Annotated in this window: 14 protein-coding genes; 3 read left to right on the forward strand and 11 right to left on the reverse strand. The window is 57.9% G+C overall.

What is annotated here, in order from left to right:
• Window positions 1-129 precede the first annotated feature (129 nt).
• The 5 genes from GGQ73_RS12250 to GGQ73_RS12270 form a co-directional block, all read right to left on the reverse strand.
• Window positions 130-522 carry a PRC-barrel domain-containing protein gene (locus tag GGQ73_RS12250; RefSeq protein ID WP_183896591.1) on the reverse strand — a complete coding sequence of 131 codons (393 nt, stop codon included), beginning with the start codon at window positions 520-522 and terminating at the stop codon, window positions 130-132.
• Window positions 523-599: 77 nt separating this feature from the next.
• Window positions 600-881 carry a DUF2218 domain-containing protein gene (locus GGQ73_RS12255; RefSeq protein WP_183896593.1) on the reverse strand — a complete coding sequence of 94 codons (282 nt, stop codon included), beginning with the start codon at window positions 879-881 and terminating at the stop codon, window positions 600-602.
• A gap of 91 nt (window positions 882-972) precedes the next feature.
• Window positions 973-2,649, reverse strand: coding sequence for an ABC transporter permease (locus GGQ73_RS12260; RefSeq protein WP_183896595.1), 1,677 nt, complete (start codon window positions 2,647-2,649; stop codon window positions 973-975).
• 151 nt (window positions 2,650-2,800) lie between these two features.
• Window positions 2,801-3,823 (reverse strand): Fe(3+) ABC transporter substrate-binding protein, encoded by a 1,023-nt coding sequence (locus tag GGQ73_RS12265; protein WP_183896597.1) that lies wholly within the window; start codon window positions 3,821-3,823, stop codon window positions 2,801-2,803.
• 148 nt (window positions 3,824-3,971) lie between these two features.
• Window positions 3,972-5,024, reverse strand: coding sequence for an ABC transporter ATP-binding protein (locus GGQ73_RS12270; RefSeq protein ID WP_183896599.1), 1,053 nt, complete (start codon window positions 5,022-5,024; stop codon window positions 3,972-3,974).
• A 269-nt stretch (window positions 5,025-5,293) separates the two neighbouring features.
• Between GGQ73_RS12270 and GGQ73_RS12275 the strand changes: the two genes are divergently transcribed.
• Both GGQ73_RS12275 and pgi read left to right on the forward strand, forming a co-directional pair.
• Window positions 5,294-7,006: a long-chain fatty acid--CoA ligase gene (locus GGQ73_RS12275; RefSeq protein ID WP_183896600.1), complete on the forward strand. Its 1,713-nt coding sequence runs from the start codon at window positions 5,294-5,296 to the stop codon at window positions 7,004-7,006.
• A gap of 107 nt (window positions 7,007-7,113) precedes the next feature.
• Window positions 7,114-8,739 (forward strand): glucose-6-phosphate isomerase, encoded by a 1,626-nt coding sequence (pgi, locus tag GGQ73_RS12280; protein WP_183896602.1) that lies wholly within the window; start codon window positions 7,114-7,116, stop codon window positions 8,737-8,739.
• A gap of 78 nt (window positions 8,740-8,817) precedes the next feature.
• On the opposite strand, the gene GGQ73_RS12285 is transcribed toward pgi, so the two are convergent.
• Complete coding sequence (locus GGQ73_RS12285; protein ID WP_183896604.1) at window positions 8,818-10,167, reverse strand: dicarboxylate/amino acid:cation symporter; 1,350 nt, start codon at window positions 10,165-10,167, stop codon at window positions 8,818-8,820.
• A 255-nt stretch (window positions 10,168-10,422) separates the two neighbouring features.
• On the opposite strand from GGQ73_RS12285, the gene GGQ73_RS12290 reads away from it, so the two are divergent.
• A complete protein-coding gene (locus GGQ73_RS12290; protein WP_183896605.1) occupies window positions 10,423-11,058 on the forward strand; it encodes a CatB-related O-acetyltransferase in 636 nt (211 codons plus the stop codon).
• Window positions 11,059-11,075: 17 nt separating this feature from the next.
• Here GGQ73_RS12290 and GGQ73_RS12295 read toward each other — a convergent pair whose 3' ends face one another.
• The 5 genes from GGQ73_RS12295 to GGQ73_RS12315 form a co-directional block, all read right to left on the reverse strand.
• On the reverse strand, window positions 11,076-11,336 hold the full coding sequence (locus tag GGQ73_RS12295; protein WP_183896606.1) for a hypothetical protein: 261 nt from the start codon (window positions 11,334-11,336) through the stop codon (window positions 11,076-11,078).
• Window positions 11,337-11,415: 79 nt separating this feature from the next.
• Complete coding sequence (locus GGQ73_RS12300) at window positions 11,416-12,342, reverse strand: carbohydrate kinase family protein (RefSeq protein WP_183896607.1); 927 nt, start codon at window positions 12,340-12,342, stop codon at window positions 11,416-11,418.
• Between the two features lie 94 nt (window positions 12,343-12,436).
• Window positions 12,437-13,135 (reverse strand): orotate phosphoribosyltransferase, encoded by a 699-nt coding sequence (locus GGQ73_RS12305; protein WP_174151969.1) that lies wholly within the window; start codon window positions 13,133-13,135, stop codon window positions 12,437-12,439.
• 70 nt (window positions 13,136-13,205) lie between these two features.
• The gene (pyrC, locus tag GGQ73_RS12310; RefSeq protein WP_183896608.1) at window positions 13,206-14,243 is read right to left on the reverse strand and encodes a dihydroorotase; all 1,038 of its coding nucleotides are present in this window, start codon (window positions 14,241-14,243) and stop codon (window positions 13,206-13,208) included.
• Window positions 14,244-14,340: 97 nt separating this feature from the next.
• On the reverse strand, window positions 14,341-15,378 hold the full coding sequence (locus GGQ73_RS12315) for a 4-hydroxyproline epimerase (RefSeq protein ID WP_183896609.1): 1,038 nt from the start codon (window positions 15,376-15,378) through the stop codon (window positions 14,341-14,343).
• Window positions 15,379-15,401 lie beyond the last annotated feature (23 nt).

Here is a 15,401-nt window from a genome sequence, read left to right on the forward strand (position 1 = left end):
CATCTCGAGAGCCGTCTGTTCGGGAGCAGGTTTCTTCAACATGTCCCAATGAATCATAACCCCCCCGATGTGACCAGGGGTTTGTCAGCAGTCTGAAATGGCCCCAGTCGGGGCCATTTTTCGTTGATGCTACATCCAGTATGGCGGGACGCCGTAGTAATCGTAGACCTTACGATCGTCGTTGCCGAAAAGGCTGTCATCATCGCGGTTTGCGAATTTGGGACCATTCTCGATCTGCTCTTTCGTAAGATCGATGCGATAGCCATCAAGCTCTTCGTCGTAATGCAGCTTTTCCCACGGCAGTGGATAGTAGTCGTCTCCGATGCCGAGAAAGCCGCCAAAGCTCAGAACGGCGTAGGCGACACGGCCCCCGCGCTTTTCCAGAATGACGCGCTGAATCGAGCCGATTTTCTTGCTGTCTGCACCGTAGACGCTCGTGCCTTCGACCTTGTCGCTGGCAATAAAACTTGGGGTATCCTTGACGTAAGGATCCTGACCGGGCTGAGGGGTGTGATGTACCATAACGTTTCCTCCTTTGCGTTATATTCGTTATGACTTGTAAATCCTCAGGCCGCGAAATCGTTCCGCCTTTTGTCCCCTTAATGCCAATCGAGCTTGTCCACCTCCTCGCGAAATGCAAAGCGCAGCAGATGGCTTTCGACCACCGATTTTGCTCGCTCCAGCTTTTCTTCGTCCGGTGCCGTGATGGCGATCGTCAGACGATCGCTATGCGCATCGAGGCTGGCCTTGCCGAAATCGAATTCGCAGTCCCCGTGGGTTTCGGAGTAGCTGACCTCGATCTTGTGGGCAAAGTGTTTGAAAAGCTGGACGAGATATTGACTGCCATTTTCCGTTGCCAATTCAGATTGCGCTACCAGCATGCTAGCTCCTTTGCATAAACATGATTTGATTTATCATGATTACTGCGGGAAGCGAGCTTTGACAAATGGAAAGTCCCTCACGGCGTCGCGGTCAAGCCCTGATACGTCCGACTCGCGCCAGCAGCATGACCGGCAAAATACCCACGATGACGATGGCCAACGCGGCGATCGACGCCTCCTCATAGGTGCCGCGTGCCGCCTCACCATACAGATGCGTGGCGAATGTCTCGAAGTTGAGCGGGCGCAGCAGCAGCGTCGCGGGCAATTCTTTCACGCAATCCACGAAAACGAGAAGGGCGGCTGCGGCTATCGCTGCCTTGGAAAGTGGCAGGTGGATGCTGCGGAAGGTTGCAGTCGAGGTGCGGCCTAGCGTGCGGGAGGCCTGATCGAGAGATAGGGGGATGCGGCTCAACCCCGCATCGATCCCGCCCCCTGCAATGGTCAGGAAACGTGCCATATAGGCAAAGATCAGGGCAGAGCCGCTGCCGATCAGCAAAAGGCCGGTGGACACTCCGAACCATTGCCGCATCGTCGCATCGACAAATCGATCGAACCCGCCAAGGGCGATCAGCACGCCGATGGCGATCACGGTTCCCGGTGCTGCATAGCCGACGGTTGCCAGGCTGAAAGACCAGCGCGAGACCTGACCCGGGACAAGCCGCATGGCGTAGGCGACCACCAGCCCTGCCACGATCGTTGCCATGGTCGCGACACCTGCAAACAGCACCGTGTTCATCGCCTCATCCGCAAACCGCTGCGATAGCCCGCTGAACTGAAATCGCTTCCATGCTTCCGTGACCAGATAGATCGCCGGGGCAATGAAGCCGACCAGGATCGGCAGACCACCAAGCAAAAATGCAGCAGCAGCGCGCGCCCCTTGAAGACGCGCGGGGGTCAGGGCGGTGCTTTTTTGTGCCGAGCTGGAGTAACGCTGCCGGCGCCGCGCCCATCGTTCCATGGCAACCAGCGCGACGACCAGAAGCAACATGCACAGCGCAATCTGCGCTGCCCCCGGCAAATCGGATTTGGTGACCCAGGTGGTATAGATGGACACGGTCAGCGTTCGCACGCCTAAAAACTCCGAGGCGCCGATATCGTTGAGCGCCTCCATCAGCGCGAGGCTGACGCCGACCGCGATGGCAGGGCGGGCAAGCGGCACCGCGACCTTGAGAAACAGCGCCCGCCTCGACGTGCCGAGCATACGCGCAGCATCGAGGAGGTTTCCAGCCTGCGTCAGAAACATCGCCCTGACCGGAATGTAAACATAGGGATACAACACGAAGCCGAGCAGGATGATGCAACCGGTCATCGAGCGGATATCGGGCAACCGAAATTCGCGCGGACTGGAATATCCCAGGATCCAGCGCATCGCTCCCTGCACCGGCCCCAGCGGATGCAAAATATCCAGATAGGCGTAGGCGACGATATAGGTCGGCATGGCCAGCGGCAACAACAACGCCCACTCCAGGAGCTTTCGCCCGCGAAAATCATAGGCGCTGACAAGCCAGGCACTGGTTGTGCCGATAACCCCTGCCAGAACGCCGACACCGAGCAAAAGGATCAACGTTTCGGGAAGGGCCGTGGTCAGCACTGTATCGCGCAGATGCGCCCAAAGACCGTTCGATCCCTTGATCGCTTCCGATAGCAGCGCCAGCAAAGGCTGCATGGCCAGCGCGGCGATGACGCAGGACGTCAACAGCCACCAGAATGCAGAGTTTATCCGCAGTCTGGGTCTGGACGAAATGGCTTTGGTGGTGCTGGCGTGCATACTGATCTTGGGGAATTGACCGTGCGAAAACACGGGTTGCTTGAAACAGGCAAGGCGCCCGCGTGACACGGGCGCCTGAGATCAAAGAGACCAAAGTCGCTGCTGTGGCCTGGACATCAACGCCCGTTCAAGGCGCTATGTCCCCTAGCCCTTAATTGTCGAAACCGACCTTGTCGACCAGTTGGCTGGCTTGCTTGCGATGAGATACGATTTCCGTCAGCGGCTTGGTATCGACTTTCAGGTCACCGAAAGAGGCAACGATCTTGTCGAGCGCCGCGCCCTTTTTAACCGGGTATTCGTAATTGGCTTCCGCATAGATCTTCTGGGCTTCATCGGAAACCAGATATTCCAGAAGCTTGACGGCCTCGGCCTTGTTCGGCGCGTTTTTGGCGACGGCTGCACCTGATACGTTCACCTGCGTGCCGCCATCCTTGAACGTTGGCAGGACGACCTTGATGGCCTCGCCCCACTTGACCTGCTCTTCGCCACCCTTGCCGGAGCGCATCAGGCCGACATAATAGGAATTGGCAATGCCGATCTCGCAAATACCGCCGAGAATATCCTTGGCGACATCACGGTCACCGCCGCCAGCCTTGCGGGCCAGATTGTCTTTCACGCCTGCCAGCCACTTTTCGGTGGCTTCAGCACCGTGGTGAGCAATGTAATCTGCAAAAAGTGCGGTGTTGTAAGGGTGCTGGCCTGCGCGAATGCACACCTTGCCCTTCCATTTCGGGTCAGCGAGGTCTTCGTAGTTGAACGTCGCGACATCGACGTCTTTGGCTGCGTAAAGAACACGAGCACGCATGGACAGTGCAAACCAGTTGCCCTTGGCATCGCGCAGTTCGGCTGGAATGGCCTTGGTGAGAACCTCGGATTCGACAGGCTGCGTCACACCCTTTTCAACCAGATCGACCAGATTTCCAGCATCGACCGTCATCAAAACGTCAGCGGGCGAGCTCGCACCTTCGCTCAAGACGCGCTCTGCCAGACCGTCCTTGAGGAATACGGAGTTAACTTTGACGCCGCTCTCCTTGGTGAAGGCATCCAGCAGCGGCTGCATCAGGGCCGGCTCGCGGGTCGTATAGATGTTCAGTTCCGCAGCATGTACCGCTCCGGCCGAAAAGGCCATGGTGCTAGCCAGAAGTGCAATTTTGGTGACGGTCAGTGATGTCATGCCTATGTCCCTGTGACGTGAAAATGATGTCGGAACTGCATGCACCATACCTGATCGGATAAATCAAGTTATGCGCACCCGGATTTCAGCGCGTTTCTCTCACTTTGAGTTGAATATAAGGGCTTTTTCCGGGTCTGAATTCAGATGTTCAATCTGAGGTAAAGGTCAGGACGGCCTCCTGCTCTACCAAAAGATTGACCTCCTCGACATCGAGAGGCATCCGGCGCATGCTGCGGACCCGCACGTCCTTCAGGAGGCCTTCCACGCTCACCGAAACCTGTTCGATCTCGCCCATGAACACACGGTCGGTGATGCGCCCGCAAATTGCCGCGCTGGTCTTGAACGGAGATATGGTGATCGCGGCGGGACGAATATAGGCGAGGGCCTTCTCCCCTTCACGCAGATCGCCCTTATGGGCAAAGCGTCCGATCGGTGTTTCCAGGTGTCCGTTTCTGACGGTGCCTTCCACCTTGTTGAAGGAGCAGAAGAAATCTGCGGCATAACGGCTGACGGGATTGTCGTGCAACTCGTAGCCGGTGCCCGTCTGCACGATACGGCCTTCCTCCATCAGCACCACGCGATCGCCCGCAGACAAAGCCTCTTCGGGGTCGTGCGTGACCATGATGGCGGTCGTTTTCAGGTCTCGCAGGAGGCTCAGCGTTTCTTCGCGCACGCTGTCACGAAGCCCGCGATCCAAATTGGAGAAAGGCTCGTCCATCAGCAGAATGTCAGGCTTGGGTGCCAAGGCACGCGCCAGCGCCACACGTTGCTGCTCACCGCCGGAAAGCGTATGCGGATAGCGCCTGGCCAGATCCGCCAGTCGGACATGCTCGATCATCTCGATAGCACGCGCCCGCGCCTGATGTTTGGGCTGCCCTTTCAGGCCGAAAAGAACATTCTGCTCGACCGTCAAATGCGGAAACAGCGCATAGTCCTGAAACACAAAACCGATACGCCGCTTTTCAGGCTCCATGAAGGTCGTCGGCCCGGCAATTTCGCGCCCGTTCATCATGATACAACCGGCATCGGGCGTTTCGACACCTGCAATCATGCGCAACAGGGTGGACTTTCCGCAGCCTGAACGACCAACAAGGCAGATGATCTCGCCGCGCATGACCGTCAGGTCGATACCCTCGAGCACATCCACATCGCCAAAGCGCTTTCCGATGGTGCTGAGGTGGAGAGCGGCGGTCTCTGGCATGTCAGGGTTCCGTGTTTTTCTGATGCGGTTTTGTTGATCGCTCAAATCAGGATTAAAGTCAAAAACCAAACATGATGTCCCCAGCAGGCATCCCGGATTTGGCCGGCGCGATAGTTGACGTTTACGTTAGAGTTAAATACGCTGATGTGAGTGGATGGTTTTGGAGGCTTCATCTACAGTTGCAATCATAGGTGCATCATCACGCCGAGGAGCTGGCAGGGATGACCGCACGTTGCAGTGATTGCAAATGCCAGCATGGGAGGACGGATATGAGCGACGTGAGTTTTAGCCGCCAGGAAACGGATAGTCTGCCGCGACCCTGGCTTGCATCCTATCCGCAAGGCGTGCCTGCGGAGATTCCCGACCTTGGTAATTCCTCCCTTGCAGAGCTGCTGGAAAAAAGCTGCGAACGCTATGCCGATCGCAAGGCATTTTCCTCCATGGGCAAGTCCCTGACCTATCGCCAGCTGGAAGAACAGACCCGCCGCGTCGGTGCTTGGTTGCAACAGTTGGGCTTGCAAAAGGGTGACCGCGTTGCGGTCATGATGCCCAACATTCTCCAGAACCCGGTTGCGACCTACGCTATTCTGCGCGCAGGATTGGTCGTGGTGAACGTCAACCCTCTCTATACGCCCCGCGAGTTGGAACACCAGCTGAAAGATTCCGGCGCCAAAGCGCTGTTCGTGCTCGAAAACTTCGCCCATGTCGCCCAACAGGCGTTGCCGAAGACGGATGTGAAGCATGTCGTCGTGGCGTCCATGGGCGATCTGCTGGGCCTCAAGGGCCACATCGTCAATCTCGTCGTGCGCAAGGTCAAGAAGATGGTTCCGGCCTATGCGCTGCCGCAGGCCGTCACCTACAAGGCTATGCTCGCGCAATCGCGCCAGATGGAATTGAAACCGACCGATATCGGCCTCAACGACGTGGCCTTCCTGCAATATACCGGTGGTACGACGGGTGTTTCCAAGGGTGCTGTGCTCACCAACGCCAATCTTCTGGCCAACAAAAGCCAGATCGCGCTGTGGATGGAACCCGGCTTCGTCAACAGGACCCGACCAGAGGTCTTGAACTTCGTGTGTGCCCTGCCCCTTTACCACATTTTTGCTTTGACGGTGAATTCGCTGATGGGCATTGCGCTGGGTGGTCACAATCTGCTGATCGCCAATCCACGCGACATTCCCGGCTTCGTCAAGGAGCTGGCAGGTTACAAGCCTCACATCTTCCCCGGTATCAACACGCTGTTCAATGCGCTCCTGAACAATGAGGAATTTCGCAAGCTCGATCTCTCGTCGCTGGTTCTTGTCATGGGCGGCGGAATGGCAGTACAGCGACCGATTGCGGAACGTTGGGCCTCTGTGACAGGCACCCATATCTGCGAAGGTTACGGTCTGTCCGAAACGTCGCCAGTTGCCACGGTCAACCCGCTCGGGGTGCCGGATTTCAGCGGCACGATCGGGCTTCCCATGCCTTCGACCGATATCGACATTCGCGACGATGACGGCAACAGTCTGCCGCTTGGTGAGGTGGGCGAGATTTGCATCCGCGGCCCTCAGGTCATGGCTGGTTACTGGCAGCGCGACGATGAAACCGCAAAGGTCATGACACCGGACGGCTTCTTCCGATCCGGCGACATTGGGTTTCTGGACAACCGTGGCTATACGAAGATCGTCGATCGCAAGAAGGATATGATCCTCGTGTCCGGGTTCAATGTCTATCCGAACGAGATCGAAGAGGTGGCCGCGGCCCATCCCGGTGTACAGGAATGTGCCGCCGTGGGGATTAACGACGAACATTCCGGCGAAGCGGTAAAGCTTTACGTTGTTAAAAAGGATGCCAGCCTCACCGCTGACGATCTGAAGGCATTCTGCGCAAAAAGCCTGACCAACTACAAGCGGCCCAAGCATATCGAGTTCCTGACGGAACTGCCAAAGACCAATGTCGGCAAGATCCTGCGGCGTGAACTTCGAAAGCTGGCTAACTGATTGGTGCACTTCACGATATTTCAATCGATTTAGCCGATCTCGCCTTGATTTAGCCCGATGAAAAAGAATAGCTTCCTCATCCTTTCCCGGAGCATGAGGAGCATTCCATGCAGGCCATCGTCGAAAACCTGAAATCCACCGCCGCCAAAACTGCGGCCACCGATCTTCGCGCCGCATTTGCCGCCAACGCCAACCGTTTCGAGCAGTTCAGCGTCCGCTTCGATGACCTGTTGATGGATTTTTCCAAATGCGCGGTGAATGACGAGGTTCTCGCGCTTCTCGAAAAGCTTGCCGTCGAGGGCGGCGTCCAGAAGAAGCGCGATGAAATGTTCTCCGGCAAAGAGATCAACTTCACCGAGGGACGCGCCGTGCTGCACACTGCACTACGCAACCGCTCCAACGCACCTGTCATGGTCGACGGCAAGGATGTGATGCCGGATGTGAACGGCGTTCTCGCTGCCATGGGCAAATTTGCCGATGCCATCCGCTCCGGCACGCTCAAGGGTGCAACGGGCAAAAAAATCACCGATGTCGTCAATATCGGCATTGGCGGCTCGGATCTTGGTCCTGTTATGGCCACCCTGGCACTGGCTCCGTTCCATGACGGCCCCCGCGCCCATTTCGTCTCCAACATCGATGGCGCGCACATTGCCGATACGCTGAAGCAGATCGAGCCGGAAACCACGCTCTTCATCATCGCATCCAAGACCTTCACGACCATCGAGACGATGACCAATGCCGCGACGGCCCGCGCGTTCATTGCCGATGCGTTGGGCGAAGACGCTGTGAAGCATCATTTCTGCGCCGTCTCCACCGCATTGGACAAGGTTGCCAAATTCGGTATCGACAGCGACCGGGTCTTCGGCTTCTGGGATTGGGTTGGCGGTCGTTATTCCATCTGGTCGGCCATTGGTCTGCCGCTCATGATCGCTGTTGGTCCAGAGAATTTCGGAAAATTCCTCGATGGCGCCCATGCCATGGATACGCATTTCCGCGAGGCGCCCGTGCGCCAGAACCTGCCGATGCTGCTCGGGCTTATCGGCTTTTATCACCGCAATGTGCTGGATTACCCGACACGCGCCATCCTGCCCTACGACCAGCGCCTGTCTCGCTTCCCGGCCTATCTGCAACAACTGGATATGGAATCCAACGGCAAGGGCGTTACCATCGACGGCACCCCTGTCGAAGGCCAGTCCGGCCCGGTGGTCTGGGGCGAGCCCGGCACCAACGGTCAGCATGCTTTTTACCAGCTGATCCATCAGGGCACGAGCGTCATTCCTGCCGAGTTCATGATTGCCGCCAACGGCTTCGAGCCGAACCTGCGCCACCAGCACCAGTTGCTCATCGCCAATTGCCTTGCGCAATCGGAAGCGCTGATGAAGGGCCGCACACTTGCCGAGGCCAAGGAGCAACTGACCTCGAAGGGCATGGACGACAGGAAAGCCGACTTCATCGCCCCGCACCGCGTCTTCACCGGCAACCGCCCGTCGATCACCTTCGTCTACGACAAGCTGACACCCTTCGCGCTCGGTCGCCTCATCGCGCTTTACGAACACCGCGTCTTTGTGGAAGGTGTCCTCTTCCGCATCAATTCCTTCGACCAGTGGGGCGTGGAACTGGGCAAGGAACTCGCGACGGGTCTGCTGCCAGTGGTGGAAGGCAAGGAAAGCACCGATGGCCACGACAGCTCGACACAGGGCCTCGTCAAAGCGCTGTCCGGCCTGACAAAGTAAGCACGTCAAGCGGCCTCACATAGCGAAAACCCGCTGGTCGCCCAGCGGGTTTTGTTGTTTTCAGCGATGATCCAGACTCTATTCCGCAGGCACCATGGTCGGGTCGAGCGCGTCAATTCCATCCTCACGGTCATAAGCGGCCTGATCCAGAATGCCCTGACGTTTCGCCACGATGGTCGGGATCAATGCTTGTCCTGCCACGTTGACCGCCGTGCGGCCCATATCGAGAATCGGATCCACCGCCAGCAACAGGCCAACACCTTGAAGAGGAAGACCGAGCGTGGAGAGCGTCAGCGTCAGCATGACCGTTGCGCCGGTCAGGCCAGCGGTTGCCGCCGAACCCAGCACGGAGACGAAGGCGATCAGCACATACTCCTGAATGCCGAGCGGCACGCCGTAGAACTGCGCGACGAAGATAGCCGAAATCGCAGGGTAGATCGCCGCACACCCGTCCATCTTGGTCGTCGCGCCCAGCGGCACGGCAAAGGCTGCATATTCACGCGGCACGCCCAGATTGCGCTCTGTTACCTGTTCCGTAACTGGCAAAGTACCGATGGACGAACGGGACACGAAAGCCAGCTGTATCGCAGGCCAGGCGCCTGAAAAGAAGCGGACAGGGTTCAGCCCGTTTGCGGTCAGAATAATCGGGTAGACCACAAATAGAACCAGCGCGAGACCGATATAAATCGCTGCCGAATACCAGCCGAGCGAGGCCAGCGCCTCCCAGCCATAGACGGCAACGGCATTGCCCAGAAGACCAATGGTACCGATCGGTGTGAGACGGATGACCCACCACAGAATTTTCCGGGTAATGGCCAGAAGCGAGCGATTGAACGCCAGAAACGACTCCGCCTTTTCACCCACCTGCAAGGCTGCAATGCCGACGGCAATGGAAATCACCAATATTTGCAACACATTGAAGTTGAGCGAGGTCGTTGCACTCGTATCGCTGATCTTGGTGGATGCCTGAAGACCCAGCAGGTTGGCGGGGATCAATCCTTTGAGAAAATCGAGCCACGAGCCGGTGCTGGAGGGCGCCGCAGCAGCCGTCGCCGCAACGCCTGAATTGATGCCCGGCTGGATGAGAAGACCCAGCGTAATGCCGATCAGAACGGCAATCAGCGCCGTGATGGCAAACCACAGGAGCGTCTGCCACACCAACCGCGCCGCATTGTTCAACTCGCGCAGATTGGCGATGCTGGCAACGATAGCCGTAAAGATCAAAAGCGGCACCAGCGCCCGCAACAACTGTACGAAAATTGTGCCGATGGTGGCCAACGTTTGCACCAGCCAGTTCGGCCCGGCCTCGGTCGCTCCCATCTGCCGGGCGATGTAGCCCAGTATGAGGCCAACGACCATGGCAGCGAAGACTTGGAAGCCGAAAGACGTATAAAACGGCCTTTTGGCCGTTGGGGAAGAAGAAGACATATTGAAATTCCATAATAGCGCGACGACCGCAGCAGCGGCTTAACGCATAAAGAGGAGGGATGATCCCATTTTCAGCGTATTTGAAGCGATATCAACGAATGAGATTGCGTGGGAGGCGGAATTCTTAGTTTTCCATGCCTGTGGCCGAATGTTCGGCCCATCAATATAATTCATCAGAGACATATTAAGCTGTGGGTGGATTCTGCGGCTCCGACCCAATAGCCTGAGGGCCGTGTATTCCGTAGGGAGGTTCATATGGCTCTTCTCAACGCAAAGGCCGTCTATCCAATAACGCTGCCAGACGGAACCGTGTTCAAAGAGACAATCCATCTTAATAACGTCGTCGATCATCCGCGCATGGAAATTGGTGATTTCAGCTACTACACGCATTCTGGCAAGCTTGAAGACACAGCCGCGATCCTCGCAACTTTCCTCGGTCCGCAAGCTGGCGAGCGGCTTGTCATCGGCAAATTTGCCCAGATTGCGAGAGGTTGTTACTTCATCACAAGTTCTGCCAACCATCCTATGACGGGGTTTACGACATACCCGTTTCGGATATTCAAGCAAGAAACGTTCGGCTACAAGGACCTGCCCTTCAAAGACACAATCGTGGGACATGATGTGTGGATTGGCCAGAACGCTGCCATAATGCCTGGAGTTCACATCGGTAGTGGTGCCATCATTGCCGCCGCGTCCGTGGTTACCCGCGACGTACCGCCCTATGCGGTTGTCGGGGGCAACCCCGCAGGGATTATCCGCATGCGGTATTCGCAAGACGTGATCGAAGAGCTCCTACGCCTTGCCTGGTGGGACTGGCCTCTCGACAAGATAGAAGCCAATCTTGAAGCTTTGACGAGTGGCGACATGGCCCGGTTCAAGGGCAGTTTCTAGATTGTGGCCCACAGATGCTACCACCGCCGCTGACCGTCGTCGGATTTTCCGCCATCATGCCACTGGTCATAATAGCGCATGGCGGTGTCTTGCGCGGTTCCCAGCACTGCGGGGTTCTGCCAGACCATCAGGCCGCCGATGACGATGGCGGCGAGTAGCGCAACTCCGATCAGTTTGCGTACAACGAACGTCACCAGCCATATGGCGATGACCGCAAAAACGGCCATAACCAGCATGGAGCCGACGTCTTCAGGGATGTAGGCCTCGAGAAATTCCATAGCCGCTTATAGAGGGAATGTTTTGGCCGAAGAAAGGCAGAGCGGGGAAGCGCTGGGCCAGAACCGGCGAAACATCTGCCTAAAGCCCAATCTCCTTCGCCCAAGGCGGGTTCGCCCCTGCGCGTGAGACCGTCACAGCCGCAGCTTTGGCACCCAGCGCCAGCGCCTTGGCGATCTGCTCTTCGGTTAACGCCGCGACCTGCGGCTTGGTGAGCAGGCCCTGAAGTTTCAACGAGGCGAGAATTCCTGCGTCGAACGTATCGCCGGCGCCGACTGTATCGACAACATCGACCCGTTCGCTCGGTACTTCCACGCGCAGGTTGGCGGTGTAGCCGACCGCGCCTTCTGCGCCGCGGGTGACCACCACGAGCTTGGCGCCGTGGTGTAGCCAGTGGCGGGCCAGCGTGTCTTCATCGCCTTCCAGACCGAACCAGGCCAGATCTTCATCCGAGAACTTGACGATATCCGACTTGGCGGCCATGCGGTTGATGCGGTCCAGGTGTTTCTGCTTGTCCTTGATGAAGCCGGGGCGGATGTTGGGATCCAGCGAGATGACGCGCGTTTCGTGTTCGCGCATCAACAGTGCTTCATAGGTTGAGCCGCAGGGTTCGGGGATAAGGCTGATCGCGCCGAAATGCATGGCCTCGCAATCGGCACCGATATTGGGAAGATCGCTTTCCGACAGCATGCGCAGCGCCGTGCCTTCGTCGTAAAAGGCATAGGTCGCGTGTCCATCCACCAGTTTCACGAAGGCGATCGTCGAGGGGCGATGCGAGAACGCGCAGAGGCTGTAATCGACATTGCTGGCTTTCAGCGTGTCCTTGAGGATGTCGCCCATCATGTCATCGGCAATGCCGGAGAAGAAGGCGGAGGGAACGCCGAGACGACCCAGCGCAATCGCTGTGTTGAAAACCGCGCCGCCTGCATAGGGCGCGAAACCCGGCTCGCCTTTCGTGGTCTCACGCGGCAGCATGTCGATCAGGGCTTCACCACAACACAGGATCATCCGGCTCTTCTCCGTATCAAAAACTAAATCGATTTAAACAACTTCACCCGAATTGGCCAGTCGTTGCACGATCGAAATTCGGCCCCAACCAAGATTACGATTGCGGCAATTCGCTGACGCCACCGCGTGCGGCCGACCATGGCAACGGGTTGTCGAGGAAGGCTTCCACTTCCGACAGGGTCTTGTCATCGAACAGCTTTTCGGTGCGGGCTGCGTCCAGAACATTGCGCCACGTGCTGAGGTAATGCAGTTTTACGTTTCCGTTGGCAAAGCGTGCTTCGGCTTCGGGGAAGATGCCATAATAAAACAGCGCAATGCCGTGATCGACGATGCCACCGGCTGCGCGGATGGCGTCGATGAAGGTGAACATGGAGCCGCCAGCGGTGGTCAGATCCTCGATGACCAGCACGCGGGCACCTTCTGGCATATGGCCTTCGATCTGCGCATTGCGGCCGTGGCCCTTGGGCTTCTTGCGGCAATAGATCATCGGCAGGCCCAATCGTTCGGCCAGAAAGGCTGCGAAGGGAATGCCCGCCGTCTCGCCACCTGCCACGCAATCGAACGTTTCAAAGCCCGCATCAGCGACGATCTTGGCAGCTGCAAAGTCCATGACGGCGGAGCGGATGCGCGGGTACGAAATCAGCTTGCGCATGTCGATGTAGACAGGGCTCTTCATACCGGAAGCGAAGGTGTAGGGATTTTCCGAATTGAAATGGACCGCCTTGATTTCCCACAACATTTTCGCAACAAGCTGTGCCACAAGGGCGCGATCCGTGAATGTGAACTGGGACATCGGGCGGTTTCCTTTATCGTCATCGAGCACATAGAAAAACTGCCGGATAAACCGGCAGCGATTGAAAAAATCAGGCGACGTCCCAGTGGAGCGGGAACATCGGGTCAAACACCGTCACGGTACCGTCACCGGTTTCGATCTTGGCCGGGAAACTCACGGGCTCATCGCGCTTCACCAGCGTGATGGTCTCTTCGTTGGGCGCCAGACCATACCAGGCCGGACCGTTGAGCGAGGTGAAGGCTTCCAGTCTGTCGAGCGCGTTGTCCTGCTCAAACACGTGGGCAAGGCAGCTCATGGTGTTGACGGAGGTGTAAACGCCGGCGCAACCGCAGGCGCATTCCTTCAACGGGTCCACATGCGGGGCGGAATCCGTGCCGAGGAAGAAGCGCTTGTCGCCGGAGGTGGCGGCAGCCCGCAGGGCGAGGCGATGTTCTTCGCGCTTGGCCACCGGCAGGCAATAATAATGCGGCTTGATGCCGCCGACCAGAATGGCGTTGCGGTTGATGATGAGGTGATGGGTGGTGATGGAACCGGCGAGATTGGCCTTGGATGCCTTGATGTAATCCACGCCGTCTTGCGTGGTCACATGCTCCATGGTGATTTTCAACTCGGGCAGGCGCTTTCGCAGCGGCTCCAGAACCGTCTCGATGAAGACCGCTTCACGGTCGAAAATATCGACCTCCGGGGTCGTCACTTCACCGTGGACGCAGAGCGGCAGGCCGATCTTGGCCATGCGCTCCAGAACCGGCATGGCCTTGTCCATATCCCTGACGCCACCGTGGGAATTGGTGGTGGCACCAGCGGGATAAAGCTTGACAGCATGGATGAGGCCGCTGTTCTTGCCCTCTTCGACATCGTCGGGGCTGGTGTGTTCTGTGAGGTACAGCGTCATCAGCGGCTCGAAACGATCACCTGGTGGAATGGCCTTGACGATGCGCTCCCTGTAGGCGATGGCGTCTGCCGTGGTCACCACCGGTGGCACGAGGTTCGGCATGATGATGGCGCGCCCGAAATGGCGGCTGGTGTCGCCAATTACCCCTTCCAGCATCGCACCATCGCGCAAATGCAGGTGCCAGTCATCAGGGCGGCGAAGGGTGATCGACTTCATCGTAAGACCTCTGGATCATGCTGGAATTGCGCCCGTTTAGCACCATTCCATGGAAGAAAACAACGTCCAGAGCAGACTTTTTCAAAGCAAACATGGCTTAGATCGCGCCCGCCTGCGGCCCCCACACGTCCGTCATGGCAAATCCCTGCGCCAGCGGATCATTCGGATCGAGCCAGACCTGGTGCATGCCGAAGGTGAAGCCGCGCCCGGTAATGGTGGGAATAACCGCTGACCTGCCGGCAACTTCGGTTGTGGCGGAAAGCCCGACCTCAAACTGCGTGCCGATGATGGAGCGCGACGTATAGGTATCGCCGACCTTCACCCTACCGCGAGCATGTAGCGTGGCGAGATTGGCGGAATTTCCCGTGCCGCAGGGAGAGCGATCCGCCCGGCCCGGCCACATGGTGGTGCAGGTGCGGATGGTGCCATCGGCCTCGGTATCGCGGAACATCACATAGGCCACGCCAGAGATGGCCGGGATTTCAGGGTGCGCAACCGGGATTTCACGGTTGACGATATCCTTCAGCACCATGCCCGCAGCCACCAGTTTCGCGGCATTGGCCTTGTCTATGGTGAGGCCGATCTGCTGCACATCCACCAGCGCGTAAAAAATACCGCCATAGGCGATATCCATGCGGATGCGGCCCCAGTCCGGCGTATCGATCTCGACATCCAGCTGGTGCACGAAGGACGGCACCATGGTCAGTTTCACCGTCTCGCAACGACCGTCGCGGCAGGTGGCGGTGGCCTTGACCAGACCGGCGGCCGTTTCCAGCGTAACGATCGTTTCCGGCTCCTGCATCTCCACCATGCCGCTTTCCAGCAGCGCTGTCGTGGCACAGATGGAGTTGGAGCCGGAGCTTGCATGTGCCTGATCCGGCTGGAGAATGACGAAGGCAGCATCTGCATCCGGGTGCTTGGGCGGCAGCAGCAGGTTGACGGAACCGATGGGCGCGCCGCGTGGCTCCAGCGTCAGAAAGCGCCGAAGCTCCTCCCCTTTCGGGTCGGTGTTCAGCCAATGCAGCTGTTCGGCCACCGTGTTGCCCGGAATTTTCGGAACGCCACCGGTGGCGACACGCCCGATTTCACCCTCGCAATGGACATCGAGGAGTTGAAGGGTGCGTTTGAAGCGCATGGGAACCACTCCGAAAATGGATT

The sequence above is a fragment of the Rhizobium skierniewicense genome (genome assembly GCF_014196515.1).
Taxonomy (GTDB): Bacteria; Pseudomonadota; Alphaproteobacteria; order Rhizobiales; family Rhizobiaceae; genus Agrobacterium; species Agrobacterium skierniewicense.